The 25,660-nt window shown below is 60.4% G+C and carries 23 protein-coding genes; 13 read left to right on the top strand and 10 right to left on the bottom strand.

Going from position 1 to position 25,660, the window contains the following annotated elements; genetic code table 11:
- Nucleotides 1–305: 305 nt before the first annotated feature.
- Together QRN48_RS16185 and QRN48_RS16180 are read left to right on the top strand one after the other, a co-directional pair.
- Nucleotides 306–1,757 carry an NCS1 family nucleobase:cation symporter-1 gene (locus QRN48_RS16185; protein WP_191945247.1) on the top strand — a complete coding sequence of 484 codons (1,452 nt, stop codon included), beginning with the start codon at nucleotides 306–308 and terminating at the stop codon, nucleotides 1,755–1,757.
- 183 nt (nucleotides 1,758–1,940) lie between these two features.
- A complete protein-coding gene (locus tag QRN48_RS16180; RefSeq protein WP_152597616.1) occupies nucleotides 1,941–2,066 on the top strand; it encodes a PA1414 family protein in 126 nt (41 codons plus the stop codon).
- Nucleotides 2,067–2,201: 135 nt separating this feature from the next.
- Here the strand turns inward: QRN48_RS16180 and QRN48_RS16175 are convergent, their stop codons facing one another.
- Together QRN48_RS16175 and speB are read right to left on the bottom strand one after the other, a co-directional pair.
- Nucleotides 2,202–2,492, bottom strand: a complete 291-nt coding sequence (locus QRN48_RS16175) for a hypothetical protein (protein WP_037011941.1) — start codon at nucleotides 2,490–2,492, stop codon at nucleotides 2,202–2,204.
- A 270-nt stretch (nucleotides 2,493–2,762) separates the two neighbouring features.
- On the bottom strand, nucleotides 2,763–3,713 hold the full coding sequence (speB, locus tag QRN48_RS16170) for an agmatinase (RefSeq protein WP_037011940.1): 951 nt from the start codon (nucleotides 3,711–3,713) through the stop codon (nucleotides 2,763–2,765).
- A 163-nt stretch (nucleotides 3,714–3,876) separates the two neighbouring features.
- Between speB and QRN48_RS16165 the strand changes: the two genes are divergently transcribed.
- Together QRN48_RS16165 and QRN48_RS16160 are read left to right on the top strand one after the other, a co-directional pair.
- The gene (locus QRN48_RS16165) at nucleotides 3,877–4,770 is read left to right on the top strand and encodes a LysR family transcriptional regulator (RefSeq protein WP_191945248.1); all 894 of its coding nucleotides are present in this window, start codon (nucleotides 3,877–3,879) and stop codon (nucleotides 4,768–4,770) included.
- A 10-nt stretch (nucleotides 4,771–4,780) separates the two neighbouring features.
- Nucleotides 4,781–5,371 carry a tRNA-uridine aminocarboxypropyltransferase gene (locus QRN48_RS16160; RefSeq protein ID WP_191945249.1) on the top strand — a complete coding sequence of 197 codons (591 nt, stop codon included), beginning with the start codon at nucleotides 4,781–4,783 and terminating at the stop codon, nucleotides 5,369–5,371.
- 13 nt (nucleotides 5,372–5,384) lie between these two features.
- On the opposite strand, the gene QRN48_RS16155 is transcribed toward QRN48_RS16160, so the two are convergent.
- The 3 genes from QRN48_RS16155 to QRN48_RS16145 form a co-directional block, all read right to left on the bottom strand.
- Entirely contained in the window at nucleotides 5,385–5,606 is a 222-nt protein-coding gene (locus tag QRN48_RS16155) for a DUF6316 family protein (RefSeq protein WP_285351664.1), read from the bottom strand.
- Between the two features lie 254 nt (nucleotides 5,607–5,860).
- Nucleotides 5,861–6,475 carry an NAD(P)H-dependent oxidoreductase gene (locus QRN48_RS16150; protein ID WP_191945250.1) on the bottom strand — a complete coding sequence of 205 codons (615 nt, stop codon included), beginning with the start codon at nucleotides 6,473–6,475 and terminating at the stop codon, nucleotides 5,861–5,863.
- Nucleotides 6,468–7,862: a class II fumarate hydratase gene (locus QRN48_RS16145; protein WP_191945251.1), complete on the bottom strand. Its 1,395-nt coding sequence runs from the start codon at nucleotides 7,860–7,862 to the stop codon at nucleotides 6,468–6,470. The genes QRN48_RS16150 and QRN48_RS16145 overlap by 8 nt, the downstream gene beginning before the upstream one ends.
- A 261-nt stretch (nucleotides 7,863–8,123) precedes the next feature.
- On the opposite strand from QRN48_RS16145, the gene QRN48_RS16140 reads away from it, so the two are divergent.
- The 7 genes from QRN48_RS16140 (at nucleotide 8,124) to QRN48_RS16110 (ending at nucleotide 16,282) form a co-directional block, all read left to right on the top strand.
- Nucleotides 8,124–8,660 carry a DUF2059 domain-containing protein gene (locus QRN48_RS16140; RefSeq protein ID WP_037011929.1) on the top strand — a complete coding sequence of 179 codons (537 nt, stop codon included), beginning with the start codon at nucleotides 8,124–8,126 and terminating at the stop codon, nucleotides 8,658–8,660.
- A gap of 12 nt (nucleotides 8,661–8,672) precedes the next feature.
- The gene (locus QRN48_RS16135) at nucleotides 8,673–8,969 is read left to right on the top strand and encodes a BolA family protein (protein WP_191945252.1); all 297 of its coding nucleotides are present in this window, start codon (nucleotides 8,673–8,675) and stop codon (nucleotides 8,967–8,969) included.
- Between the two features lie 275 nt (nucleotides 8,970–9,244).
- A complete protein-coding gene (trhO, locus tag QRN48_RS16130; RefSeq protein WP_244653726.1) occupies nucleotides 9,245–10,246 on the top strand; it encodes an oxygen-dependent tRNA uridine(34) hydroxylase TrhO in 1,002 nt (333 codons plus the stop codon).
- Between the two features lie 36 nt (nucleotides 10,247–10,282).
- The gene (locus QRN48_RS16125; protein WP_191945346.1) at nucleotides 10,283–10,885 is read left to right on the top strand and encodes a DsbA family protein; all 603 of its coding nucleotides are present in this window, start codon (nucleotides 10,283–10,285) and stop codon (nucleotides 10,883–10,885) included.
- A 10-nt stretch (nucleotides 10,886–10,895) separates the two neighbouring features.
- Entirely contained in the window at nucleotides 10,896–12,719 is a 1,824-nt protein-coding gene (locus tag QRN48_RS16120) for an ABC transporter ATP-binding protein (RefSeq protein ID WP_285351719.1), read from the top strand.
- A 260-nt stretch (nucleotides 12,720–12,979) separates the two neighbouring features.
- Complete coding sequence (locus tag QRN48_RS16115; RefSeq protein ID WP_285351661.1) at nucleotides 12,980–15,445, top strand: EAL domain-containing protein; 2,466 nt, start codon at nucleotides 12,980–12,982, stop codon at nucleotides 15,443–15,445.
- A 39-nt stretch (nucleotides 15,446–15,484) separates the two neighbouring features.
- Nucleotides 15,485–16,282: an iron-containing redox enzyme family protein gene (locus QRN48_RS16110; protein WP_191945253.1), complete on the top strand. Its 798-nt coding sequence runs from the start codon at nucleotides 15,485–15,487 to the stop codon at nucleotides 16,280–16,282.
- Nucleotides 16,283–16,286: 4 nt separating this feature from the next.
- On the opposite strand, the gene QRN48_RS16105 is transcribed toward QRN48_RS16110, so the two are convergent.
- The 5 genes from QRN48_RS16105 to QRN48_RS16085 form a co-directional block, all read right to left on the bottom strand.
- Nucleotides 16,287–17,213 carry a GGDEF domain-containing protein gene (locus QRN48_RS16105; protein ID WP_285351659.1) on the bottom strand — a complete coding sequence of 309 codons (927 nt, stop codon included), beginning with the start codon at nucleotides 17,211–17,213 and terminating at the stop codon, nucleotides 16,287–16,289.
- A gap of 271 nt (nucleotides 17,214–17,484) precedes the next feature.
- Entirely contained in the window at nucleotides 17,485–18,231 is a 747-nt protein-coding gene (locus QRN48_RS16100; protein ID WP_191945255.1) for a YciK family oxidoreductase, read from the bottom strand.
- A gap of 185 nt (nucleotides 18,232–18,416) precedes the next feature.
- The gene (gene mupP, locus QRN48_RS16095; protein ID WP_037011917.1) at nucleotides 18,417–19,088 is read right to left on the bottom strand and encodes an N-acetylmuramic acid 6-phosphate phosphatase MupP; all 672 of its coding nucleotides are present in this window, start codon (nucleotides 19,086–19,088) and stop codon (nucleotides 18,417–18,419) included.
- A 3-nt stretch (nucleotides 19,089–19,091) separates the two neighbouring features.
- On the bottom strand, nucleotides 19,092–19,790 hold the full coding sequence (ubiG, locus tag QRN48_RS16090) for a bifunctional 2-polyprenyl-6-hydroxyphenol methylase/3-demethylubiquinol 3-O-methyltransferase UbiG (RefSeq protein ID WP_285351658.1): 699 nt from the start codon (nucleotides 19,788–19,790) through the stop codon (nucleotides 19,092–19,094).
- A gap of 65 nt (nucleotides 19,791–19,855) precedes the next feature.
- Complete coding sequence (locus QRN48_RS16085; RefSeq protein WP_037011914.1) at nucleotides 19,856–21,187, bottom strand: TRZ/ATZ family hydrolase; 1,332 nt, start codon at nucleotides 21,185–21,187, stop codon at nucleotides 19,856–19,858.
- 146 nt (nucleotides 21,188–21,333) lie between these two features.
- On the opposite strand from QRN48_RS16085, the gene mtnA reads away from it, so the two are divergent.
- Both mtnA and gyrA read left to right on the top strand, forming a co-directional pair.
- Nucleotides 21,334–22,410, top strand: coding sequence for an S-methyl-5-thioribose-1-phosphate isomerase (mtnA, locus tag QRN48_RS16080; protein WP_037011912.1), 1,077 nt, complete (start codon nucleotides 21,334–21,336; stop codon nucleotides 22,408–22,410).
- Between the two features lie 304 nt (nucleotides 22,411–22,714).
- Nucleotides 22,715–25,510: a DNA gyrase subunit A gene (gene gyrA, locus QRN48_RS16075; RefSeq protein WP_191945257.1), complete on the top strand. Its 2,796-nt coding sequence runs from the start codon at nucleotides 22,715–22,717 to the stop codon at nucleotides 25,508–25,510.
- Nucleotides 25,511–25,660: the final 150 nt, after the last annotated feature.

The following is a 25,660-nucleotide window of genomic DNA, read 5'->3' as shown; positions in this document are numbered from 1 at the left end:
GCCCCACCCCAATCGTATACAAAAAGCAGCATCTCCGACTTGCGTCGCTTTTGCTCTGTCTCGCACCGTCATTGATCACGCTGCACTGCCAGCAGGCGTTCTGCCATGAGTTCGGTCAGAAGTCCGGGTCTGTCCTGACGCAGGCGGGTACCGCGCACCCCTCTGTTTCAGCACCTCGCCTGGCTTTTCAACGGAGAGTGGCACGCATTCTGCGTATTGGTTCGTATACAACCCGTGCTTGCTCTCGTACCCAGTGTGAGAATCAGTTGAGCGCGGGCCGCTTCATCCGACAAGGGAGAAATGCGATGAACGAGCCAATGCCCCAAGGTTATAGCCCCCGCCTGTACAACCAAGACCTCGGCCCTGTTCCGCAGAAGTGGACGTGGTACAACATCTTCGCGTTCTGGATGAGCGACGTGCACAGCGTGGGCGGCTACGTATTTGCTGCCAGCCTGTTCGCACTGGGGCTGGCCAGTTGGCAAGTGTTGATCGCTCTTCTGGTCGGCATCTGCATCATTCAAGTGATTGCGAATCTGCTCGCAAAGCCCAGTCAGCAAGCGGCGGTGCCTTATCCCGTGATCTGCCGTCTCGCGTTTGGTGTGTTCGGTGCGAACATCCCCGCGGTGATTCGCGGCCTGATTGCTGTGGCGTGGTACGGCGTGCAAACGTACCTGGCTTCAAGCGCGCTGATCATCGTAGTGCTGCGCTTCTTCCCGCAGATGTCAGTGTTTGCGGAGCCGCAGTTCGCCGGCCTGTCTTACTTGGGCTGGTTCGGTTTCCTGGCCCTTTGGGTGGTTCAGGCTGCTGTGTTCTGGACCGGCATGGATTCGATCCGCCGTTTCATCGACTGGGCCGGCCCCGTCGTCTATGCGGTGATGTTCATACTGGCCGGCTGGATCGTGTGGAAGGCGGGTTGGGCCAACATCAGCTTTACCCTGTCCGAGAAATCACTCACCGGTTGGGAGGCTGTTTCCCAGGTCATCATGGCCACTGCGCTGGTGGTGTCCTACTTTTCGGGTCCAACGCTCAACTTCGGTGACTTTAGCCGGTATTGCCGCAGCATGGCCGAGGTCCGCCGAGGTAACTTTTGGGGCCTGCCGATCAACTTCCTCGCGTTCTCGCTGGTGACCGTCGTGATTGTATCGGGCACGTTGCCGGTCTTCGGGGAAATGCTGCATGACCCGATTGCCACCGTCGCGCGTATCGACAACGACGTGGCGGTCTTGCTGGGCGCATTCGCCTTCGTCACTGCGACCATCGGTATCAATATCGTCGCCAACTTCGTTTCACCGGCGTTCGATTTCGCCAACGTCGCGCCGAGCAAGATCAGCTGGCGGGCGGGTGGAATGATCGCCGCCGTTGCGTCGATCTTCATCACGCCCTGGAATCTGTTTAACAACCCTGAGGTGATCCACTACACCCTGGATGTGCTTGCAGCGTTCATCGGGCCCCTGTTCGGCATCTTGCTGGTGGATTTCTACGTGATCAAAAAACAGCAGATCGACGTTGATGCGTTGTTCAACGACGGCCCGACCGGGCGCTATTGGTACAGCGGCGGGGTCAACTACACGGCAGTCAAGGCGCTGATCCTGGCAACGGTGGCCGGTATCGCGATTACCTTCATTCCGGCGTTGCAGCCAATGGCCAACTTTGCATGGTTTACAGGATGTTTCCTGGGGGGCGGGCTGTTCTATCTGTTCGCCAGACGTCGCCAGGCCCATGAATGCGTGGTGTTGACGCCCGCAGCGGCGGGTTGACGGAATACCGTTGGTCGCGTGCGGGCTTCGCAAAAGGGATTTGGACGGTCACATGATCATGCAAGGCCAAAAAAAATCCTGCCGCGACACTCGGTAGCAGGCGTAAAGTGCGCCTTAGCACTATGATCTGCCTTAAGCAGTTCGGACATTGGCTGCCGAGTATTTCCCTGAAGGGGGCGTTATATGAACAGCAAACTGCAAGAATGGCTTCACGATGTAGGCGTCGCGCTCGGTTTGATCGAGCCGCCCAAGCTGCAACCCGTTCCTGTGCGCACCAACGATGACGAACGTCGTCGCCCACGGCGCTGAGTGAGTCCACAGCAGGCTGAGCAAAGCGGTGCTATCGCCCGATAGCCCGCTCGTATTTTATCCTGGCCATTTGGCCATCCCCATGCCCAAAGCGACAATCATCCGCTGGAAAATTACCCGCTGATTGACCTCAGGTCAGTGGTGGCTGCGTTGTTTTTGTTCGATGAGAATAAGATCGATGAGCCCTTGAAGGGTCAATTGTCCGAAAGGCGAATGCACTGACGCTGCCGCTATATCGGCTTTGATACGAGGCGCCAGGTGGATACTGAAGTCGTTCTGCAATATCCAGAAAAACTCCTTGAAGTCGGCCTCGTCCAGTTCCAGTTCACTGAGCATGACGTCGTCTTGCCCCTGAATCAGGGATTTATCGACGAGGATTTTGCCGATCGTGTCGATCACGTGCTGTCTGACTTCGGTACGCTTCATGGCAGGTCTCTGTTTTGATTTAAGTGGTAATCACCCCAACATCAAAATACAGAGGGTTGTGGCGGCAATGCCCTGTAAGCAACCACCCTGGAAAAGCCGCAGCGCCATTGCGCAACGCTGGCAGTGTGTAATCAAGGCTAGCCTATCCTGGGGAAACCGGAATGCGGCGCAGCGATGGTTTTTTTGTAACAGTGCATGAAAAAGCGCCCGAAGGCGCTTGAGTAGGCTAAAGCACGGCTCTGTGTCACGTTATGGCACGCGAGAGTCCTCTCAGCGGCGCTCGACCCCAGGCAAAACGCATAACATTTCGTACAGAAGGTTCGCGCCCAGCAACGACGTGTTGCCGGTCGTGTCGTAGGGCGGGGAGACTTCGACCAAGTCGCAGCCGATCAGCTGCAGTCCCTGGCATCCGCGGATGATTTCAATCGCCTGAATGGTTGTCAGGCCGCCGATTTCCGGCGTGCCCGTGCCCGGAGCCCACGCCGGGTCGATACCATCAATATCGAAGCTCAGGTAAACCGGACCACCGCCCACTTTCTCGCGCACTTCAGCCATCAGCGGAGCCAGCGACTTGTGCCAGCATTCCTCTGCCTGGACCACCCGAAAACCCTGTTTGCGGCTCCAGTTAAAATCCTCGGCGGTATAGCCCTGGGCGCGAAGGCCAATCTGAACCACGCGATCGCAGTCCAGCAGGCCTTCCTCAACGGCTCTGCGGAACGTTGTGCCGTGGGCGATCTTCTCGCCGAACATGTGGTCGTTGACGTCCGCATGTGCGTCGATATGGACCAGCCCCACCTTGCCGTGCTTTTTATGCATCGCGCGCAGGATTGGCAGCGTGATGGTGTGATCCCCGCCCAGCGTCAGGGGGATGATGTTGTGCTCCAGAAAGCCGTCGTAGGCTTCTTCGATGATGCGCACAGCATCCAGCAGGTTGAAGGTGTTGATCGCCACGTCGCCGATGTCCGCGACTGAGAGCGAATCAAACGGCGCTGCGCCTGTGGCCATGTTGTAGGGGCGGATCATCACCGATTCCGCACGGATTTCCCGAGGCCCGAACCGTGTGCCGGCGCGCAGCGAGGTGCCGATGTCCAACGGCACACCGACAAAAGCAGCGTCCAGACCGGCTGCGGTTTGCAGGTGTGGGAGGCGCATCATGGTGGCGATGCCGGCGAAGCGCGGCATTTCGTTGCCGCCCAGTGGTTGGTGAAAAATCTTGTCCACAGGATTGCCTCATCGATTGAATCAAAAGGGGGGAGCTGACTTCCAGCGTGGCCTCGATTCTGTTGATCGGCCCATCGGTGAACAATCGCCCACGCGAAATACTTAGTTCAGATTTTCCAGAAGTATCGAGTAAGCTGCGCCCAAATCCCTTCATGGACACGCCATGGCCAGCGCGTTACCCGATCTGAAACTGCTGCGTATCTTCGCTTGCGTCGTCCGTCATCAGGGCTTTGCCAGCGCACAGCAAGAGCTGAACCTGTCGACGTCGGCCATCAGCACCTACATGAGCCAGCTTGAAGCCACCCTGGGTATCGTGCTGTGTCATCGCGGGCGGGGCGGTTTCAGTCTGACCAGCAAGGGCGAGCTGTTCCATCAGGAAACCCTGCGCCTGCTCGGTGAACTGGAAGGCTTCGAGCTCTATGCCGCAGCCCTCAAGGGCGAGCTGCGCGGCACGCTGAACCTTGGGGTGCTGGATTCCACGGTGAGTGATCGGGCGCTGCCCTTCGCCGAGGTGATCGGGGCGTACAGCGCCGAACACCCGGCGGTCCACCTGCACTTGTCGGTGATGAGCCCGTACGAGTTGCAGCTGAGCGTGCTGGATAACCGCCTGGACCTTGCAATCGGATCATTTTCCACGCGCATGAACGGCCTGCTGTATCAGCCGTTATACCGCGAGCAGCACTGGCTGTACTGCAGCAACCGGCACGCGCTGTATGCAGAGCGGAGGATTCCTGAACCGGTCATCACCCAGCAGCGCATGGTGGGTCGAGGCTACTGGAGCCAGGCCGAGCTTGCCCGCCACGGCTTCAAGCACAGCGCTGCCACGGTTGAAAGTATGGAAGCGCAGCTCATTCTGGTGCTGTCAGGGGCTTACATCGGTTACCTGCCCGAGCATTACGCCCAGTCGTGGGTGGATTCTGGACATTTGCGCGTCCTGCTGCCTGCCACGTTTGGCTATCAGGCGCCGTTTTCGATGATCCTGCGCCGTGGCCGCAGCCGGGAGCCGCTGATTCAGACCTTTCGCGATCTGCTAAAAGCGCAGCTCAATCCCCTGTAGGAAGTCGACAATGTCCCGTGCCCGATGCGATCGCTGCCTGCGTCCGACCGATCACTGCCTGTGCCCACTGATACCGAAGCTCGGTAGCCAGACCCGCGTGTTGATTCTGCAGCACCCGAGCGAGGTCAATCACGCGCTGAACACGGCGCGCCTCGCAGCGCTCGGGTTGGAGAATGCAGAGTTAAGGGTGGGCGAGGTGTTTGAGGATTTGGCGCAATACCTGAATCCGCCTGGCTATCAAGCACGATTGCTGTTTCCGGGGGAGGGCGCAGCGACGCTGACGGCAGCACCTGCCGATGAACAACCGGTGCTTTTGGTGGTGCCTGACGGGACGTGGCGCAAGGCGCGCAAGTTGCTGCATCTCAACCCGTTGCTGGCGCAGCTGCCGAGGGTCTTTCTGGAGAACGCACCGCCGTCGCGTTATCGGTTGCGCAAAGCCCCGGGGCCGGACGCACTGTCGACGCTGGAAGCAATAGTGCATGCGCTGCACACACTTGAGCCGGGGAGGTCATTCGACGCGCTGTTGCGCCCGTTCGATGCGTTGATCGAGGGACAGATTGCGGCGATGGGCATGGAGACGTTCAGCCGCAATCATTCCTGAGTTTGACGCCGAATCAACCGTTCAGCGAGGAGGGCATGCCCGGCTGAGAGGGGCTGGCCGCCTGCATGCGGCGGATATAAGCCTCGGTTTCACGTTCGGCGTCCTGCTTACTGACAAACGGCCCTTCGAGGGTGTTTTCCCGGGTACTGAAAAAGTACAGGCCATTCACGCGGGATACGCGGTCGCTGCGGAAACGAACGGTCGGTGCTGGATCTTGTTCACGCTTGCTCAACATGGCCTTCTCCGGGCTTCAAGTCAGTACGCTGGTCATCAAAAAGGGGTGGACAACGGCGGCGGTAAAGAACATCCCGCGCTCACTAAGCAAATCAACTGCTGGCCGACTGACACTGTACCCTGAACTGAACGACTGACTGTAGAGGCATTAATGCCTCTGCAGCGTAAGTCACAGCGTTTGAATAATGGTTTTCACCAGCGTTCCATCAATTTGCAGCGTGGTGCGACAAATTGTCCCGGCAGGTTCCCAAGCGGTTAGCGCTTACCCAGGGCCTCAGCCTGACGAATCCACTGCTGGCGCTGCTCCTCGGTAGAGCTGCGCACCGGCGCAAATTCGGTAAGCCGGGAGGTCTTGATCCCACAGAACTCCAGGATAGTCCTGACCATCTGTCGATGCGCCGGGGCCTTGAATACCCAGCGAAAGTAGCGTGACGGTGTTTCCATCGTCACCAGGAGTTCCGCAGTCCTGCCTTTGAGCAATTCATTGGAGGGATGATGCCGACCGTGGGCCTTGAAGGCGAAACCTGGCATGAATACCCGGTCGAAAAAACCGCTGAGCAGACTCGGCAGCCCGCCCCACCAGACCGGATACACAAACACCAGATGCTGTGCCCAGTGCACCTCGCGCTGGGCTTCGAGCAGGTCATGTTCCAGCGTCTGCGCGGATTCATAGCCTCCGCGCAGTATCGGATCGAACTCCATTTCATCGAGCTTCAGCACTCGCACCACATGACCCTGACTGCGCGCGCCCTGGGCATAAGCCTCGGCCAGCGCGTGGCCGAGGCTTATGCTTTTGGGGGTGCCAATGATCATGAGGATGCGTTTGCCGTAGCCTTCCAGTGGCGTGGCGCCGCTGATGGGTTCAGCCATTGCTGCCGGCCTCAAGCATCTTCTCGGGACGCACCCAGGCGTCGAACTCGGCGTCGGTGAGGAAGCCCAGTTGCAACGCGGCCTCGCGCAGGGTCAGGCCTTCGCTGTAGGCCTTCTTGGCGATCTGCGCCGACTTGTCATAGCCGATGTGGGGATTCAACGCGGTTACCAACATCAGGCCGCGCTCCAGATGTTCGGCCATCTTGGCGGCGTCGGGCTCCATGCCGGCAATGCAGTGTTCGTTGAAGTTACGGCAGCCGTCGCCGAGCAGTCGGATCGACTGCAGCAGGTTGTGGATGATGACCGGCTTGAACACGTTCAGCTGCAGGTGACCCTGGCTGGCGGCAAAGGTGATCGTAGTGTCGTTGCCCATGACTTGGCAGGCCAGCATCGACAGCGCTTCGCACTGGGTCGGGTTAACCTTGCCCGGCATGATCGAACTGCCCGGCTCGTTGGCAGGCAGTTTGACTTCGGCCAGCCCTGCGCGTGGGCCTGAACCCAGCAGGCGCAGGTCATTGGCGATCTTCATGAGGGTCACGGCGAGGGTTTTCAGCGCACCCGACAAGGCAGTCAGCGGCTCATGCCCGGCCAGCGCAGCAAACTTGTTCGGTGCGGTCACGAACGGCAGGCCGGACAGCGCGGCCAGTTCCGCGGCGACGGCTTCGGCAAATCCATGGGGCGAGTTCAGGCCGGTACCTACAGCCGTGCCGCCCTGCGCCAGTTCACAGACGGCAGGCAATGCGGCGCGGATGCTCTTTTCGGCATAGTCGAGCTGTGCGACGTAGGCTGACAGCTCCTGACCGAACGTGATCGGCGTTGCGTCCATCATGTGCGTACGACCGGTTTTCACCAGTTTCATGTGGCGCGCGGATTGCTCGGCCAAACCGGCGGACAGCTCGGCAATGGCCGGCAGCAGTTGTTCTTTCACCGCCTGAACGGCCGCGATGTGCATCGCTGTGGGGAAACAGTCGTTGGAGCTTTGCGAACGGTTGACATGGTCATTGGGGTGGACCGGCGATTTGCCGCCGCGGCCCTGGCCGGCGAGCTCGTTGGCGCGCCCGGCAATCACTTCGTTGACGTTCATGTTGCTCTGAGTGCCGCTGCCGGTCTGCCAGACCACCAGGGGGAATTGGTCGTCGAGCTTGCCTTGCAGCACTTCGTCGGCGGACTGCTCGATCAGGTTGGCGATGTCAGCGGGCAGGTCACCATTGCGGTTGTTGACCCTGGCGGCGGCTTTTTTGATCAGCGCCAGCGCGTGCAGTACCGGCAGCGGCATGCGCTCCTGGCCAATGGCGAAGTTGATCAGGGAGCGTTGCGTCTGCGCCCCCCAGTAAGCGTCCTCGGGGACGTCGATCGGACCTATGCTGTCGGTTTCGGTACGGCTCACTGGACTCACTCCTTAAGATCGATAGGCGCAATTTAGTGCCCGGGAATCCGGTGGGGTTCCCCGTGGCAGCCGCGCGGTCGCAACAGGCGCTGACAGTGTGCGACAAAAGCGGCCGGCCGGTCGCCCTAAACCTTCGCGTGTGCGGTTGCGTGAGGGCTGTGGAATAACCGCTCGTAGGGTCGGGGGTTGAGGGAAACGCGCAAAGGGGCGCAGAATGGCCGGCCTTGGGGTTCTGCCTCGCCTGCTAGATAAGGAAACTCGATGACCCGTCTTCGTGCCATTTGTGCTGCGGTTGCTCTGGTCTGCGCCAGCGGCCAGGTTCTTGCCGACACCGCCAGCCATGACGCCAGTGCTGTAGCGTTCCTCAAACTGGCTCACGCCGATCAACTGGGTGCGCCGGTTTACATGCAAGTCCAGCAGATGTTCGCTCAGCGTTTCGCTGAAACCAAAGCGCCGGCGTCCAAGCAAGCCACGCTTGAAACCTATCAGGCCAAAGCCAACGCTGCGCTGAACCAGGTGATCAGCTGGGACAAGTTGCAGCCTGACATGGTCAAGCTGTACACCTCCAACTTCACCGAAAGCGAGCTCAAAGACCTCGTTGCTTTCTATCAGTCGCCGCTGGGCCAGAAAGTCCAGGCCAAGATGCCGCAGATCAGCCAGCAGTCGTTCCAGCTGACCCAAAGCAAGCTGGAAAGCGCGGTGCCTGTGGTCAACAAGCTGCTCGCCGACATGACCAAGGAACTGACCCCGGCCGGCGCCAAGCCTGCTGCCCCGGCAGCGCCTGCCAAAAAGCCATAAGCGAAGCCCGACATGAGCATGCAACAGCGAATCGAATCCGCGTTGACGGTCTTTCAGCCTGAGTACCTTCAAGTGCTCAACGAAAGCCACATGCACAGTCGCGGGACGGACACTCACTACAAGGCGGTAGTGGTCAGCGATCAGTTCGCCGGCCTCAACGCTGTCAAGCGCCACCAGAAGGTCTACGGCCTGCTGGGTGGCTTGATGGGTGAGTTTCATGCCCTGGCGCTGCACACCTACACCCCTGAAGAGTGGGCGAAGCTCGGTGAAGCGCCGTCTTCACCGACCTGCGCAGGTGGGCACGACTGACTGGCGTCCGACCTTCGTAGGAGCGCGCTTGCCCGCGATCGCGGGGTGTCAGACACGTGAATGTGTCAGGCAAATCGCATTCGCGGGCAAGCGCGCTCCTGCAGTCGGTGTTGCCTGTAAACGTTTCACTACTCGCCTCACTCCGCTGATCACGACCCTGCCTGCCCGACGTCGATTCTTGATAGAATCCGCGCCGCGTTGCCCGGTCGGCGCGCGTTCACCTGAATCATTCACCCGGTAGGCCCTTTGCGAGGGTCACCACCTGGAGACGCTACATGACCCACACCGCACCCATCGTCGTCGCGGCGCTGTACAAATTCGTCACCCTTTCCGATTACGTCACGCTGCGCGAACCATTGCTCCAGGCGATGGTCGACAACGGCATCAAAGGCACATTGCTGATTGCCGAAGAGGGCATCAATGGCACGGTGTCCGGCAGCCGCGAAGGCATCGACGGCTTGATGGCCTGGCTCAAGAAAGACCCGCGCATGGTCGATATCGACCACAAGGAATCGTACTGCGATGAGCAGCCGTTCTACCGCACCAAGGTCAAACTCAAAAAAGAGATCGTGACTCTTGGCGTTCCCGGTGTTGACCCGAACAAGGCGGTGGGAACCTACGTCGAGCCTCAGGACTGGAACGCACTGATCGCCGATCCCGAAGTGCTGCTGATCGACACCCGCAACGATTACGAGGTTTCGATCGGCACCTTTGAGGGCGCCATCGACCCCAAGACTACTTCCTTCCGTGAGTTCCCGGAGTACATCAAAGCCCATTTCGATCCGGCCCGACACAAGAAAGTCGCGATGTTCTGCACCGGTGGCATTCGTTGTGAAAAAGCCTCCAGCTACATGCTGGGCGAAGGGTTCGAGGAGGTCTATCACCTCAAGGGCGGCATTCTCAAATACCTGGAAGAAGTCCCTCAGGAAGAAAGCCGCTGGCGTGGTGACTGCTTCGTTTTCGACAATCGCGTCACCGTGCGCCATGACCTGACCGAGGGCGACTACGATCAATGTCATGCCTGCCGCACTCCGATCAGTGCAGAAGACCGGGCCAGCGAGCACTATTCGCCGGGCGTCAGCTGCCCGCATTGCTGGGATTCCCTGAGCGAGAAGACCCGCCGCAGCGCCATCGACCGGCAAAAGCAGATCGAGCTGGCCAAAGCGCGCAATCAGCCGCACCCGATCGGCCGCAACTACCGAGCCCTTGACGCTCACGACACCGAAGCGCACCCCACAGAAACGCCTGCTGCTGAACCCCAACGCCACGAGGCCTGAGCCATGTCCACCCGCCTGCTGTACGTGATGGACCCGATGTGTTCGTGGTGCTGGGGGTTTTCTCCGGTGGCCGAAGCATTGGTGGAGCAGGCGGGGGCGGCCGGCGTGCCGTTGCATCTGGTCGTGGGCGGGCTGCGCACCGGCAGCGGCGCGTCGCTGGAGCCCTCGACCCGGCGTTACATTCTCGAACACTGGCAGGCGGTGCAAGAGACCACCGGCCAGGTGTTCCGCTTCGAGGGCGCGTTGCCCGATGGGTTCGTCTACGACACCGCGCCCGCATGCCGGGCCATCGTGGCGGCGCGCAGCCTGGCGCCGGATGTCGCCTGGCGGCTGGTCAAAGAGATTCAGCAAGCCTTTTATCTGCAGGGTCGCGACGTGACCCACGGCTCGGTGCTGGCCGAACTGGCGGAAAAAGCCGGTCTGCCGCGCATCGAGTTCGCTGAAGCCTTTGACAGCGTCGAGCAGCATGCCGCGACAGCGTCGGATTTCTCCTGGGTTCAAGACCTGGGCATTGCCGGGTTTCCAACCCTGCTTGCCGAACGGAATGGCCAGCTGGCGTTATTGACCAATGGCTATCAGGCACTCGACGTGCTTCAGCCATTGCTAGGGCGCTGGCTGGAGCGCAACGCCGGTGTCTGACTCCCGAAACCTGGAACAGGGCGAACCCGACGCGGCGACCGATGCACCGGCTCACGTTGATCGCCTGAACTGGGCGCAGATTCGCCGCCTTGCCCTGCAGCATAAAAAAGCGCTATGGCTGGCCAACGGCGTCGCTGTTCTGGCAGTGCTGTGCTCGGTGCCGATTCCTTTGCTGCTGCCCTTGCTGGTCGATGAAGTGCTGCTGGGCAAAGGCAACTCGGCGCTGATGTTCATGAATCAGTTTCTGCCTGCGAGCCTGCACAAGCCTGTCGGTTACATCGGCCTGATGCTGGTGGCCACACTCTTCCTGCGCCTGGGCGCGCTGGTGTTCAACGTGGTTCAGTCGCGGCTGTTCGCGGGGCTGGCCAAGGACATTGTTTATCGCATCCGGGTCCGTTTGATCGAGCGACTCAAGCGCATCTCGTTAAGTGAATACGAGAGCCTGGGCAGTGGCACCGTCGCCGCACACCTGGTCACCGATCTCGACACTGTGGACAAATTCGTCGGCGAGACGCTGAGCAAGTTTCTGGTCGCCACCCTGACCCTTACCGGCACCGCGGCCATTCTGATGTGGATGCACTGGCAGCTGGCGCTGCTGATTTTGCTGTTCAACCCGTTGGTGGTCTTCGCGACGGTCAAGCTTGGCAAACGCGTCAAACACCTCAAGAAGCTGGAAAACGACAGCACCTCCCGGTTCACCCAGGCGCTCACAGAGACGCTCGATGCGATCCAGGAGATCCGTGCCAGCAACCGTCAGGGCCATTTCCTCGGGCTGCTCGGTCTGCGCGCGCGGGAAGTGCGCGACTACGCGGTGTCGTCGCAGTGGAAGAGCGACGCGTCGGGGCGCGCCAGCGGTTTGTTGTTTCAGTTCGGCATCGACATCTTTCGCGCCGCCGCCATGCTCACGGTGCTGTTTTCCGACCTGTCCATCGGCCACATGCTCGCCGTGTTCAGCTACCTGTGGTTCATGATCGGTCCGGTCGAGCAACTGCTCAATCTGCAGTACGCCTACTACGCTGCGGGCGGTGCGTTGACCCGAATCAACGAACTGCTGAGCCGTGCCGATGAGCCCCGGTATCCGGTCCGAACCAATCCGTTTGTGGGGCACAAAACGGTGAGCATCGATGTGCGCGGTCTGAGTTTCGGCTACAGCGACGAGAGAGTGCTGGATCAGCTCGATCTGACGATCAACCCCGGCGAGAAGGTCGCTATCGTTGGCGCCAGCGGCGGCGGTAAAAGCACGCTGGTTCAGTTGTTGCTGGGTCTGTACAGCGCCGACGCCGGGGTGATCCGCTTCGGCGGAGCCACCCTGCAAGACATCGGCCTGGAAACCGTGCGAGATAACGTTGCCGTCGTGCTGCAGCATCCGGCGCTGTTCAATGACACCGTGCGCGCCAATCTGCTGATGGGCCGCGAGCAGCGCGACGAGGCGTGCTGGCAGGCGCTTGAAATCGCTCAACTGGACGCCACGATACGCGCGCTCCCCAATGGGCTGGACAGCGTCGTGGGTCGCTCGGGCGTTCGCCTCTCCGGCGGGCAGCGCCAGCGGCTGGCGATTGCGCGCATGGTCCTGGCCGATCCCAAAGTGGTGATTCTCGACGAAGCGACCTCGGCGCTGGATGCGGCCACCGAATACAACCTGCATCAGGCCCTCAACCGCTTTCTAAGCGGCCGTACCACGTTGATCATTGCCCATCGGTTGTCGGCGGTAAAACAGGCTGATCGTGTCCTGGTCTTCGACGGCGGGCGCATTGCGGAGGACGGTGGCCATCAACAATTGATCGCCGACGGAGGCTTGTACGCGAGGCTTTACGGGCATTTGCAGCAGGTTTAACCCACGCAGGTCCGACATCGTGATCAAATGGCTTAGTGCCACTGGAACACGTCAATTCTTCAGCTAAGCTTGGCTGCGATGAGGCCGGAAATGTGAAAAGCGTCATATTTACGTCTCTGCATTCAATTGGCTGGTTACGTCTTGATATAGATGTGAGAGATTGTCCGCTGCATCGTGGAAATTAGCGAAGTCCCTCAGGCTCCAGGAAGGTCGCCTGGCGAGGGGGATGGGTATCAGGCAGTGCTGATGAAAGGGACACCATGAAGCAAAAGCGGATTCTCGAGAAGCCTCGTCTTCTGGGCATCGTTTGGCCATTTATTGCCGTCGTGCTGTTACAGGCGCTGCTCGGCTGTGTCAGCCTTTATATGATGTCGGCTGTGCGCAGTTACATCGGTGGTGAGAGCCTCTGGTCCAAGGGCCAGAAAGACGCCATCTATTATCTGAATCTCTACGCCAACAGCCGCGACGAAATCAACTACCTCAAATACCAGCAAGCCTTTGCCATTCCTCAGGGCGGGCATGACCTGCGCCTGGCCATGGATCAGCCGGTACCTGATATCGCACGCGCCAAGGCCGGGATTCTGCAAGGCGGCAACCATCCAGACGATGCACAGAGCATCATCTGGCTGTACCTGAACTTCCAGCACTTCAGTTATCTGGAGCAGGCGATTGACCTGTGGAAGGTCGGGGATAATTACCTGGTGCAGCTCGATGAAGTGGCCCGGGAGATGCACGCGCGTATTCAGGAAGGCGACGTCACCAACAGTGATGTCATGGGCTGGCGTCAGCGCATCAGCGCGATCAACGAAGGCGTTACGCCCGCTGCCATGGCGTTCAGTGACGCACTGGGGGAGGGCTCGCGCCTCATCCTGCGCATTCTGCTGGTGATCAACCTCGCGACGGCGGTCTGCCTGATCATCCTTGCCTTGCTGCGCACGCACAAGCTGCTGGAGCAGCGCCATGCCTTTGCCGTTGCGCTGCAGATGGAGAAGGAGCGTGCGCAGATCACCCTGGAATCCATCGGCGACGGGGTTATCACCACGGATGTCGATGGCTCCATCGTTTACATGAACCCCGCCGCCGAACACATGACCCACTGGAAGAACGAACAGGCAGCCGGTTTACCACTGGCGGCCTTGTTCAGCCTGCTCGACGAAAACGACCAGAAGGACACCTCGACGCTGATCGAGCGCATGCTCAGCGGCAACCTGGGCGGCGGCAGTGAAAGCTCCAGATTGATCCAGCGCCTGGACGGCAGCACCGTGTCGGTGGCGCTGGTGGGTTCGCCGATACGCACCGAGGGCAAGGTCAGCGGTGCGGTGCTGGTGCTGCACGACATGACGCAGGAGCGTCAGTACATCGCCGACTTGTCCTGGCAAGCGACCCACGACGCCCTCACCGGGCTGGCCAACCGCCGCGAGTTCGAATACCGCCTGGAGCTCGCACTCAATGGTCAGAGCGCGCAACCGGCGCAGCACACGCTGATGTTCCTCGATCTGGACCAGTTCAAGCTGGTCAACGACACCAGCGGTCATGCCGCCGGGGATGAATTGCTGCGACACATCTGCACGCTGTTGCAGCAGGGCGTGCGCGAGGGCGATACGCTCGCTCGCCTGGGCGGCGACGAGTTTGGCATCCTTCTGGAACATTGCGCGCCGGAAGCGGCCGAGCGAGTGGCCGAGAGCCTGCGCCAGACGGTAGAAAGCCTGCATTTCGTCTGGAAGGGCCGTCCGTTTGTCACCACAGTCAGCATCGGGCTGGTGCATATCGACGAGGTCCCGACGACACTCGAATCGTCCCTGCGCGCGGCGGATATGGCCTGCTACATGGCCAAGGAGAAAGGCCGCAACCGGGTTCAGGTCTACCACGACGACGATTCCGATCTGTCGACCCGCTTTGGCGAAATGGCCTGGATCCAGCGCTTGCACATGGCTCTGGAGGACAACCGCTTTTGCCTGTATTCACAAGAAATTGCGGCACTGGGGCGCAACGCGGTGCAGAGCAACGGCCATATCGAAATCCTGCTGCGGCTGCGCGACGAGTCGGGGCGCATGATTCTGCCTGACAGTTTCATTCCCGCCGCCGAGCGCTACGGCATGATGACCACTCTGGATCGCTGGGTCGTCCAGCACGTTTTCATGATCATCGCCGACTGCCTCAAGTCCGAACACTACACAGGGCCGATGGCTGTGTGCGCCATCAACCTGTCCGGCAGCAGCATTGGCGATGACGCTTTTCTGGAATACCTGCGCCAGCAGTTCCAGATCTACGCAATACCGCCTGAACTTATCTGTTTCGAAATCACCGAAACCAGTGCGATCGCCAACCTGGGCAGCGCCATTCGGTTTATTAACGAACTTAAAAGTCTGGGATGCCGTTTCTCTCTGGATGACTTCTGTGCAGGCATGTCGTCATTCGCTTACTTGAAGCACTTGCCTGTGGACTTCCTGAAGATTGATGGCAGTTTCGTAAAAGACATGCTCGACGACCCGGTCAACCGGGCGATGGTAGAAGTGATCAACCATATCGGGCACGTAATGGGCAAACAGACGATCGCCGAGTTCGTCGAAAGCCCTCAGATAGAGCAGGCGTTATTGGAAATCGGTGTGGACTACGCTCAGGGTTATGTTATCGAGCGACCGCAATTATTCACCTGCGAATCTCTGCACGCACGGCCAGCGAGGCAGACCCCACTGTTGTTCAGCGCTCCCGGGACTTTTCGCTGAATACATACCATGAGCAACCTCATACAAAGGAGCTACACAGTGATCGATATGTTCATTAGAACCGGTCCGCTGATGGATGCCAGCAGTTACCCCGCTTGGGCACAGCAATTGATCGAAGATTGCAGTGACGCCAAGGCCAAGGTGGTAGGGCATGAACTTTATCAACGCATGCGTGATGGGCGGCTCAGTTCTAAAACCATGCGCCAGTACCTGATTGGTGGCTGGCCGGTGGTCGAACAGTTCGCGGTCTATATGGCGCATAACCTGACCAAAACCCGATTCGCCCGACACCCGGGCGAAGACATGGCGCGACGATGGCTGATGCGCAACATCCGCGTCGAACTCAACCATGCCGATTACTGGGTCAACTGGAGCGCCGCCCACGGCGTCACTCTGGAAGACCTGCAGGCGCAACGCGTGCCGTCGGAACTGCATGCATTGAGCCACTGGTGTTGGCACAGCTGTTCGTCCGATTCGCTGGTGGTAGCGATCGCCGCTACCAACTACGCCATCGAAGGTGCCACGGGCGAATGGTCCGCAGTGGTCTGTGCTCAGGACACCTATGCTGACATGTTCCCTCCGGAGAACCGAAAGCGTGCGATGAAATGGCTGAAGATGCACGCCCAGTACGATGACTCGCACCCGTGGGAAGCGCTGGAAATCATCTGCACGCTGGCGGGCAATAACCCCAGCGAGCAGTTGCAGAGCGAGCTGAGAATGGCCGTGTGCAAAAGCTACGAGTACATGCACCTGTTCCTCGAGCGGTGCATGGCCACGGAGCGTTCGCAGGAGGCCAACGGTACGGTGCGCGAACACCGCATCGCGGCACGCGCCTGATCGATCAGCCGGCCATTTCCAGGCGGTTGCGACCTTTGCGCTTGGCAGCGTAAAGGGCCGTGTCGGCGCGACGCAACATGCTGTCGGAGGATTCCCCCGGCAGCAGCGTCGAGCAGCCAAGACTGACGGTCAGTTCCACTGGACGTCCCTTCACCGGATACGCGAGTAGCAGTGCCGCACTGCGCAGGCGTTCGCCCACCAGCGCGGCTGACTCACGACCGGTATTGCTCAGCACCACAAGAAACTCCTCGCCCCCAAACCTGAACACCTGATCGATGTTGCGCAGGCAGTCCTTGACCGCATGGGTCACCGCCCTGAGCACTTCATCGCCAGTGGCGTGGCCGTGGCTGTCGTTGATGTTTTTAAAGTGATCGATGTCCAGCATCAACACTGACAGCGGCTGCTGCTGGCGGCGTGCGATTTCGAACTCACGCATCAGCGATTGCTCCATGGCGATCCGGTTGCCGGCTCCGGTCAGGGGATCGCGCAGCGCACTCAGGCTTGCATGACGGTAAAGCAGCGCGTTGCGAAGGGGATAGAGCAAGCTCGACAGCAGCGACTCCAGTTGCAGAAGCTCATGTTCGGCAAATCGATGGTCGCGCTGGAAAGAAAGCTCGCCCATCTGTTCGCCTTCGTGCGTCATGGAGTAAGTGGCTTTGTGGCGGCCGCGCTCGCCGAGCTCCAGGCGCAAATCGGTGGGCAAGTGCTTGTAGCTGAGCGCATTCAGCGGAATGAGTTGTTGAACGCTCTGGAAAAGCATGGACAGGATCTTGTCCGCTTCAAGGCTGGTCTGCAGCTGCAGATCCAGTTGGCGCCTTAGCTGCTCGTAGTCCAGCGCCGGCCGAACGTGGCTGTGCTGCGGCGCGAAACCATGGCGTTGCAGCCGGGCGTTATCGAAATCAATGGCATTGGTAGTGGATGGAAAAATCATGGTTCCGCTCCTGCGCCTCTACGGGCTTGAAATGGAGAGAGCGAAACTCGTGCCAATTCGATTGCCTGCGTGAAAGTAACTGTCAATCAATAAGTTGCGGCGGATTGTGACAGGTTCGCGGGCTTTTCGCGCCTTGGATTTGACTGAATAGCCCGGTCGAGCCGGAGTGACAGGCAGGAGACGCCGGAAAACCGCCGATTGGTGGCGTTCCGGGTCTTGAGACATTCATATGAAGGCAGCGCACATTGCACGCGCTTGCCTTGTCAGCGTATCAGCGGGTTTGCGCATCCAGCGCCTGCCCATTGATGCCTTTGCTGTCCGGGCCCATCAGGTACAGGTACACCGGCATGATCTCCTCCGGTGTCGGATTATTGGTGGGGTCTTCGGCTGGGTATGCCTGGGCACGCATGTCGGTGCGGGTTGCTCCCGGGTTGATGCTGTTGGCCCGGATCGAACCCAGACCGTCGATCTCGTCGGCCAGCGTCTGCATCAGACCCTCGGTAGCGAATTTCGATACGCCATAAGCGCCCCAATACGCACGACCCTTACGGCCGACGCTGCTGGAGGTGAACGCAATGGAGGCATCCGGCGAACGTTTGAGCACCGGCAACAGCGCTGTCGTCAGCATGAACGTGGCGTTGACGTTGACGTGCATGACCTGCATGAACTGCTCGCCCCTGAGCTGTTCGATCGGCGTGCGCGGCCCGATGATCGAGGCGTTGTGCAGCACGCCATCGAGCCGGCCGAATTCGGCTTCGATCATCGCGGCAAGTTCTTCGTACTGCTGCGGCTGAGCGGCCTCAAGGTCAAACGGGATCACGACCGGCCGAGGCGCGCCGGCCGCTTCGATCTCGTCATACACCTCGTTCAGGTTTGCTTCGGTCTTGCCCAGTAACAGCACCGTTGCACCATGGGCGGCGTAGGTCCGGGCGGCAGCAGCGCCAATGCCTCGGCCAGCACCGGTCACCAGGATCACCCGGCCTTCAAGCAGGTCGGGGCGGGCGGAGTATTCGAACATGGGGGTCTCCTTTCATCACACGGTGTGAGCCGATGGCACGCAACCTCATGCTGGCGGCATCACTGTGGGAGCGAGCTTGCTCGCGAATGAATGATGGATGCAGCAAAGGTGCGACGGCTGCGCCGCCCCCTTCGCGGGCACGGGTCACGCCGATCGTCCTTCACGGATTGGCATCCAGACTCAGGTCAGCAACTGCACATCGCGTCATCCAGCACCCGACGCAGCTCCAGCGGGTGATTCACCACCACGTCCGCGCCCCAGTGATCCGGGTTGTCGTGGGGATGAATATAGCCGTAGCGCACTGCGGCGGTCTTGGTGCCTGCATCGCGGCCGGACTCGATGTCGCGCAGGTCATCGCCCACGAACAGCACGCTGGCAGGGTCCAGGTCGAGCATCTTGCAGGCCAGCAGCAGCGGCTCGGGGTCGGGCTTGCTCTTGCTGACGTGGTCCGGGCAGATGAGCACGGCAGAGCGCTCCGACAAGCCCAGCTGTTCCATGATGGGCTGAGCGAAGCGCACGGGTTTATTGGTGACCACGCCCCAGATGAGCTTGGCGCTTTCAATGTCGGCCAGCAACTCGGCCATGCCGTCGAACAGTTTGCTGTGCACCGCGCAATCGACCTGATACCGCTCCAGAAACTCCAGGCGCAGTGCTTCAAATTCAGGTGCTTCCGGTGACATGGCAAATGCCGCCGAGACCATCGCCCGGGCACCGCCCGAGATTTCGTCGCGAATGAGCTTGTCGTTCACGGGCGGAAAGCCGCGCTCGGCCAGCATGGCCTGACAGATCGCGATGAAATCCGGCGCGGTGTCGAGCAACGTGCCGTCCATATCGAAGAGAACTGCCCTCAGGCGCATGGCTTATTCTCCCCGCAGCGTCTGGATCATGTAGTTGACGTCGACGTCGGACGCCAGCTTGTAGTGCTTGGTCAGCGGGTTGTAGGTCAGGCCTGTGATGTCCTTGACCTGAAGTCCGGCATCCCGGCTCCACGCGCCCAACTCGGAAGGGCGAATGAATTTCTTGAAGTCGTGGGTGCCCCGCGGCAGCAGGTTCATGATGTATTCGGCGCCAATGATGGCGAACAGGTACGCCTTCGGGTTGCGGTTGATGGTGGAGAAAAACACCTGGCCGCCCGGTTTGACCATCCGGTAACAGGCGCGAATGACCGAAGAGGGGTCCGGCACGTGCTCAAGCATCTCAAGGCAGGTGACGACATCGAATTGCTCGGGCATTTCTTCGGCCAGGGCCTCAGCGGTGATTTGCCGGTATTCAACGTTGACGCCGGACTCCAGCTGGTGCAATTGGGCGACTGCCAACGGCGCTTCGCCCATGTCGATGCCGGTCACGGTGGCGCCGCGCAGGGCCATGGCCTCGCTCAGAATGCCGCCGCCGCAGCCGACGTCCAGCACTTTTTTACCGGCCAGATTGACGCGCTCGTCGATCCAGTTGACCCGTAGCGGGTTGATATCGTGAAGCGGCTTGAATTCACTGTTGCGATCCCACCAGCGATGGGCCAGGGCCTCGAATTTGGCGATTTCGGCGTGGTCGACGTTGCTCATGTGGTTTCCTCTAAAACTGAATTCGGGGTCCGGCACGGTATCTGACCGTGGCCGTGCTCAATGGGTCAGGCTTTGGCTTCAGCGATGCGCTTGCCCCAGGCATTGGCGGTGCGGGTCAGCGCTTCTTCGTCCATGCGGGTCAGGCGCTTGTCCTGCAGCAAGGGCTTGCCGGCCACCCACACGTGGGTAACGCAATCGCGACCCGTCGCGTAAATAAGTTGTGAGACCGGATCGTAAACCGGTTGTTGCGCAAGGCCCGAGAGGTCGAACGCGACCATGTCGGCGGCTTTGCCGATTTGCAGCGAGCCGGTGTGGCCGTCGATCCCCATGGCCCGAGCACCGTTGAGCGTGGCCATGCGCAGGGCGCGGTGCGCGTCCAGCGCAGTCGCTGACCCGGCAACCGCTTTGGCCAGTAGCGCAGCGGTGCGGGTCTCGCCAAGCAGGTCAAGGTCGTTGTTGCTGGCTGCGCCGTCGGTGCCGATGGCCACATTGACGCCGGCCTGCCACAGACGCTCGACAGGGCAGAAACCGCTGGCCAGCTTCAGGTTGGATTCGGGGCAATGGATGATGCTGGAATTACTCTCGACCAGCATCGCGAGGTCGTCATCGCTGATCTGCGTCATGTGGACCGCCTGGAAGCGTGGGCCCAGTAGACCCAAACGTTGCAGGCGGGCGAGGGGGCGTTCCTGACGTTGCTGAACGGCGTCGTGGACCTCGAATGCGGTCTCGTGGACGTGCATCTGAATCATCGCGTCCAGCTCATCGGCGATGACCCGGATTTTTTCGAGGTTTTCATCGCTGACCGTATAAGGGGCATGCGGGCCCAAGGCGATTTTGATTCGATCGTGATGGGCCAGGTCGTTGAAAAGCTCGATGCCGATGTGCAGGGATTCGTCGCAATTGCGCGCGCCCGGAATCGGGAAGTCCAGGACCGGCACGGTTATTTGCGCGCGCATCCCGCTGTTGTGCACGCGCTCGCAGGCGACCTTGGGGAAAAAATACATGTCCGAGAAGCACGTAATGCCGCCCTTAAGCTGCTCGGCAATGGCCAGGTCGGTGCCGTCGCGCACAAAGTCTTCGTTGACCCACTTGGCTTCAGCCGGCCAGATATGGTCCTGTAGCCAGGTCATCAACGGTAAATCGTCCGCCAGGCCGCGGAACAGCGTCATTGCTGCATGACCGTGCGCGTTGATCAAGCCGGGGCTGAGGAGCATGCCGGGTAGCTCGCGCACTTCCAGGGTCGGCTGGCGCAGGGCCTCGGCGCGCGGGCCGATGTAAACGATCAGGCCATCGCGAATGCCGATGCCGTGCTGCTGCAACACGACGCCGGCGGGTTCGACCGGCACCAGCCAGTCCGGCAGCAAGAGCAGGTCAAGCGGGGCAGCGGAATGAGGCATGAGCGGGCATCCAATGGCTTATTACGGGGACGGCGAAGTATACCCGAGCGTCTTGACGGGCGGCTCGCTATAATCGGCGGCTTTTTAAGAGCTTCGGGCGCACGGGCAGCGTGGTTCGTTCAAAAATTCATCATGTGGGGTGTGCAATGCGCGATCGGTTACTGGCTGCGGAGAAGGTAAAGGCCATCGATTGGCGGGACGGCACCTTGTACCTGCTGGATCAGCGGGTCTTGCCCTTCGAGGAAACCTGGCACCCTTACACCAGCGCCGAGGGCGTGGCCGAGGCTATTCGCACGATGGTTGTGCGCGGCGCGCCGGCCATTGGCATCAGTGCCGCCTACGGCATTGTCCTGGCAGTCATTGATCGCCTGGCCGAGGGCGACAATTGGCAAATGGCGCTGGAAGAAGACTTCGAGCTACTGGCCAACTCCCGGCCCACGGCGGTCAATCTGTTCTGGGCATTGAACCGCATGCGTGAACGCCTGTACCGCATCAAGGACCATGAAGATCCGCGCAAGATCATGGAGGCCGAAGCGGTGGCCATTCACTTGAGCGACCGCGAAGCCAACCTGACCATGGCGCAACTGGGTGCCGAACTGATCCGCAAGCACCAGGGCAACCTGCAGACGGTGCTGACTCATTGCAACACCGGGGCGCTGGCGACCGGCGGATTCGGCACGGCGCTGGGGGTCATTCGCGCGGCTCATCTTGAAGGCATGATCGAGCGTGTTTACGCCGACGAGACCCGCCCATGGCTGCAGGGCTCCCGGTTGACCGCATGGGAACTGGTCAACGAAGGCATTCCGGTCACGCTCAACGCGGACTCTGCGGCGGCGCACTTGATGAAAACCAAGGGCATCACCTGGGTCATCGTCGGGGCTGACCGGATCACCGCCAATGGCGACGTCGCCAACAAGATCGGCACCTATCAACTGGCAGTGGCGGCCATGCACCATGGCGTGCGGTTCATGGTGGTGGCGCCGAGCTCCACCATCGACATGAACCTGGCCAGTGGCGACGACATTCCCATCGAAGAGCGCGACGGGCGCGAGTTGCTCGAAGTGGGCGGCAAGCGCGTGGGCGCGGACGTCGATGCGTTCAACCCGGTGTTTGACGTGACGCCCGCCGATCTCATCGACGCCATCGTTACCGAGAAGGGCATCGTCGAGCGTCCCGACACCGCCAAAATGGCGTTATTGATGTGCCGTAAACGCCTGCATTGATCACCTTGCCGCCGGTAATGCCGTTCATCGTCACACCCGCTATCGGGCCCTGTGAGCGCGTCTCAGCCGTCTGCTGCGAAAATGGTGTGTCTGTGGCGCCTGCAAACAGTTCGTGCCTGACGGCGATTGTGGTAACATCCGGCGCTTTCCAGAGGACCGTCCAGCGGTCCCTGTGACTGCTCACATTCATGGCATAACTCGCTGATTTGTCATAAGTCGCTGCATGACAATCGTCGGCAGCGGCAAGCCTCGTTTATCCCGTATGGCTGACGAGGTTTCACCAGAAAAAGGAATCAGGCTTCTCATGGGCGAACTGGCCAAAGAAATCCTCCCGGTCAATATCGAAGACGAGCTGAAGCAGTCCTACCTCGACTACGCGATGAGCGTCATCGTCGGACGAGCTCTCCCCGATGCGCGCGACGGCTTGAAGCCCGTGCACCGGCGGGTACTGTTCGCGATGAGCGAACTGGGTAACGACTGGAACAAGCCGTACAAGAAATCCGCCCGTGTGGTCGGTGACGTCATCGGTAAGTACCACCCGCACGGTGACACTGCGGTCTACGACACCATCGTTCGTATGGCCCAGCCGTTTTCCCTGCGCTACCTGCTGGTAGACGGCCAGGGCAACTTCGGCTCGGTAGACGGCGACAACGCCGCTGCCATGCGATACACCGAAGTGCGCATGACCAAGCTGGCCCATGAGCTGCTGGCCGACCTGCACAAGGAAACCGTGGACTGGGTGCCGAACTATGACGGCACCGAACAGATCCCCGCGGTCATGCCGACCCGTATCCCCAATCTGCTGGTCAACGGCTCAAGCGGTATTGCCGTTGGCATGGCGACCAACATCCCGCCCCACAACCTCGGTGAAGTCATCGACGGCTGTCTGGCGCTGATCGACAACGGCGACCTCACCGTCGACGAGTTGATGCAATACATCCCCGGTCCCGACTTTCCTACCGCCGCGATCATCAATGGCCGTGCCGGCATCGTCGAGGCCTACAAGACTGGCCGAGGCCGCATCTACATGCGCGCCCGTTCCATTGTCGAAGACATCGACAAGGTCGGTGGCCGCCAGCAGATCGTTATCACCGAACTGCCGTACCAGCTGAACAAGGCGCGTCTGATCGAGAAGATCGCCGAGCTGGTCAAAGAGAAGAAGCTTGAAGGCATCACTGAACTGCGCGACGAGTCCGACAAGGACGGCATGCGCGTGGTCATCGAGCTGCGTCGTGGTGAAGTACCTGAGGTCATCCTCAACAACCTGTACGCCCAGACCCAGCTGCAAAGCGTTTTCGGCATCAACATTGTTGCGCTGATCGACGGCCGTCCACGCATCCTGAACCTCAAGGACCTGCTGGAAGCCTTCATCCGTCACCGTCGCGAAGTCGTCACCCGTCGCACGGTGTTCGAACTGCGCAAGGCCCGCGAGCGCGGTCACATCCTTGAAGGTCAGGCGGTTGCCCTGTCCAACATCGACCCGGTCATCGCTCTCATCAAAGCCTCGCCGACCCCGGCCGAGGCTAAAGAAGGTCTGATAAGCACGCCGTGGGAATCCAGCGCCGTGGTCGAGATGGTCGAGCGCGCAGGCGCCGAATCGTCCCGCCCGGAGAACCTCGATCCCAAGTACGGCATGCGTGATGGCAAGTATTTCCTGTCGCCGGAACAGGCGCAGGCGATTCTTGAATTGCGTCTGCACCGCTTGACCGGCCTGGAACACGAGAAGCTGCTGACCGAGTACCAGGAAATCCTGACTCAGATCGGCGAGCTGCTGCGCATCCTCAACAGCGCTACCCGCCTGATGGAAGTCATCCGCGAAGAACTCGAACTGATCCGTGCCGAGTACGGCGACGTGCGCCGCACCGAGATCCTCGATGCGCGCCTGGACCTGACCCTCGGCGACATGATCCCCGAAGAAGAACGCGTCGTGACCATCTCCCACGGTGGCTACGCCAAGACTCAACCGCTGGCCGTCTATCAGGCCCAGCGTCGCGGCGGCAAAGGCAAATCGGCGACCGGCGTCAAGGATGAGGACTACATCGCTCACTTGCTGGTCGCCAACAGCCACACCACGCTGCTGATGTTCTCCAGCAAAGGCAAGGTGTACTGGCTCAAGACCTACGAGATCCCGGAAGCCTCCCGCGCTGCCCGTGGTCGTCCGCTGGTCAACCTGTTGCCGTTGAGCGAAGGCGAATACATCACCACCATGTTGCCGGTCGATCTTGAAGCCATGCGCAAGCGGGCTGACGAAGAAGAAGCCGAGGGCGTGGACGTCGAGGCTGAAGACCTCGAGAACAGCAACGAGACCGAAGAAGAGCGTAAGGCGCGTATCAAAGCCGCCGACAAGAAGAAGGCCCCGTTCATCTTCATGTCGACCGCCAACGGTACCGTCAAGAAGACCCCGCTGGTAGCGTTCAGCCGTCAGCGCAGCGTCGGCCTGATTGCCCTTGAGCTGGACGAAGGCGACATCCTGATTTCTGCCGCCGTCACCGATGGCGAGCAGGAAATCATGCTGTTCTCCGACGGCGGCAAAGTGACCCGCTTCAAGGAATCCGAAGTGCGCGCCATGGGCCGTACGGCCCGCGGTGTACGCGGTATGCGACTGCCGGAAGGGCAGAAGCTGATTTCCATGTTGATCCCGGAGCAGGGCAGCCAGATTCTGACCGCGTCCGAGCGTGGCTATGGCAAGCGCACCGCGATCACCGAGTTCCCTGAATACAAGCGTGGCGGGCAGGGCGTCATCGCCATGGTCAGCAACGAGCGTAACGGCCGTCTGGTCGGCGCCGTTCAAGTGCAGGAAGGCGAAGAGATCATGCTGATCTCCGACCAGGGCACGCTGGTGCGTACCCGCGTCGGTGAAGTTTCGAGCCTGGGCCGTAACACCCAGGGCGTGACCCTGATCAAACTGGCCAAGGACGAGAAACTGGTCGGGCTGGAACGTGTGCAGGAGCCATCGGAAATCGAAGGCGAAGAGCTGGAAGGTGAAGTGTTCGAAGGCGAAGAAGCCGATGACGCGGTCATCGGCGCCGTTGATACCGACGAGTCCGCCGACGACCTGCCAGCGGATACCGCCGCCGACGATGAAGAGCCTCAGCAGTAACGTTCAAACGGGGGGCTGGTGACAGCCCCTCTTTCTGGGGCTGACCAAAGCGACGGTCAACGTTCCGGTCACAAAGAGGCGTCACTCAGAGCCTCAGTGCATCCCCCGCATTTCACCCGTTCCAAATTAAACCCGTGACACGACGAGAGT

It is taken from the genome of Pseudomonas sp. ME-P-057 (assembly GCF_030208975.1).
Taxonomy (GTDB): domain Bacteria; phylum Pseudomonadota; class Gammaproteobacteria; order Pseudomonadales; family Pseudomonadaceae; genus Aquipseudomonas; species Aquipseudomonas lutea.
Note: the sequence above shows the minus strand (reverse complement) of the source record. Positions and strands in the feature narration are given on the sequence as shown.

Excerpts from the sequence above, each read along its gene's own strand:
- QRN48_RS16160 (WP_191945249.1), top strand. The coding sequence starts at position 4,781 with ATGTCCCGTGCCCGATGCGATCGCTGCCTGCGTCCGACCGATCACTGC.
- QRN48_RS16135 (WP_191945252.1), top strand. The coding sequence starts at position 8,673 with ATGAGCATGCAACAGCGAATCGAATCCGCGTTGACGGTCTTTCAGCCT.
- mtnA (WP_037011912.1), top strand. The coding sequence starts at position 21,334 with ATGCGCGATCGGTTACTGGCTGCGGAGAAGGTAAAGGCCATCGATTGG.
- trhO (WP_244653726.1), top strand. The coding sequence starts at position 9,245 with ATGACCCACACCGCACCCATCGTCGTCGCGGCGCTGTACAAATTCGTC.
- QRN48_RS16125 (WP_191945346.1), top strand. The coding sequence starts at position 10,283 with ATGTGTTCGTGGTGCTGGGGGTTTTCTCCGGTGGCCGAAGCATTGGTG.
- QRN48_RS16175 (WP_037011941.1), bottom strand. The coding sequence starts at position 2,492 with ATGAAGCGTACCGAAGTCAGACAGCACGTGATCGACACGATCGGCAAA.
- QRN48_RS16150 (WP_191945250.1), bottom strand. The coding sequence starts at position 6,475 with ATGGCTGAACCCATCAGCGGCGCCACGCCACTGGAAGGCTACGGCAAA.
- QRN48_RS16115 (WP_285351661.1), top strand. The coding sequence starts at position 12,980 with ATGAAGCAAAAGCGGATTCTCGAGAAGCCTCGTCTTCTGGGCATCGTT.
- mupP (WP_037011917.1), bottom strand. The coding sequence starts at position 19,088 with ATGCGCCTGAGGGCAGTTCTCTTCGATATGGACGGCACGTTGCTCGAC.
- QRN48_RS16085 (WP_037011914.1), bottom strand. The coding sequence starts at position 21,187 with ATGCCTCATTCCGCTGCCCCGCTTGACCTGCTCTTGCTGCCGGACTGG.
- QRN48_RS16185 (WP_191945247.1), top strand. The coding sequence starts at position 306 with ATGAACGAGCCAATGCCCCAAGGTTATAGCCCCCGCCTGTACAACCAA.
- ubiG (WP_285351658.1), bottom strand. The coding sequence starts at position 19,790 with ATGAGCAACGTCGACCACGCCGAAATCGCCAAATTCGAGGCCCTGGCC.
- QRN48_RS16180 (WP_152597616.1), top strand. The coding sequence starts at position 1,941 with ATGAACAGCAAACTGCAAGAATGGCTTCACGATGTAGGCGTCGCGCTC.
- QRN48_RS16155 (WP_285351664.1), bottom strand. The coding sequence starts at position 5,606 with ATGTTGAGCAAGCGTGAACAAGATCCAGCACCGACCGTTCGTTTCCGC.
- QRN48_RS16100 (WP_191945255.1), bottom strand. The coding sequence starts at position 18,231 with ATGTTCGAATACTCCGCCCGCCCCGACCTGCTTGAAGGCCGGGTGATC.
- QRN48_RS16105 (WP_285351659.1), bottom strand. The coding sequence starts at position 17,213 with ATGATTTTTCCATCCACTACCAATGCCATTGATTTCGATAACGCCCGG.
- QRN48_RS16165 (WP_191945248.1), top strand. The coding sequence starts at position 3,877 with ATGGCCAGCGCGTTACCCGATCTGAAACTGCTGCGTATCTTCGCTTGC.
- gyrA (WP_191945257.1), top strand. The coding sequence starts at position 22,715 with ATGGGCGAACTGGCCAAAGAAATCCTCCCGGTCAATATCGAAGACGAG.
- QRN48_RS16140 (WP_037011929.1), top strand. The coding sequence starts at position 8,124 with ATGACCCGTCTTCGTGCCATTTGTGCTGCGGTTGCTCTGGTCTGCGCC.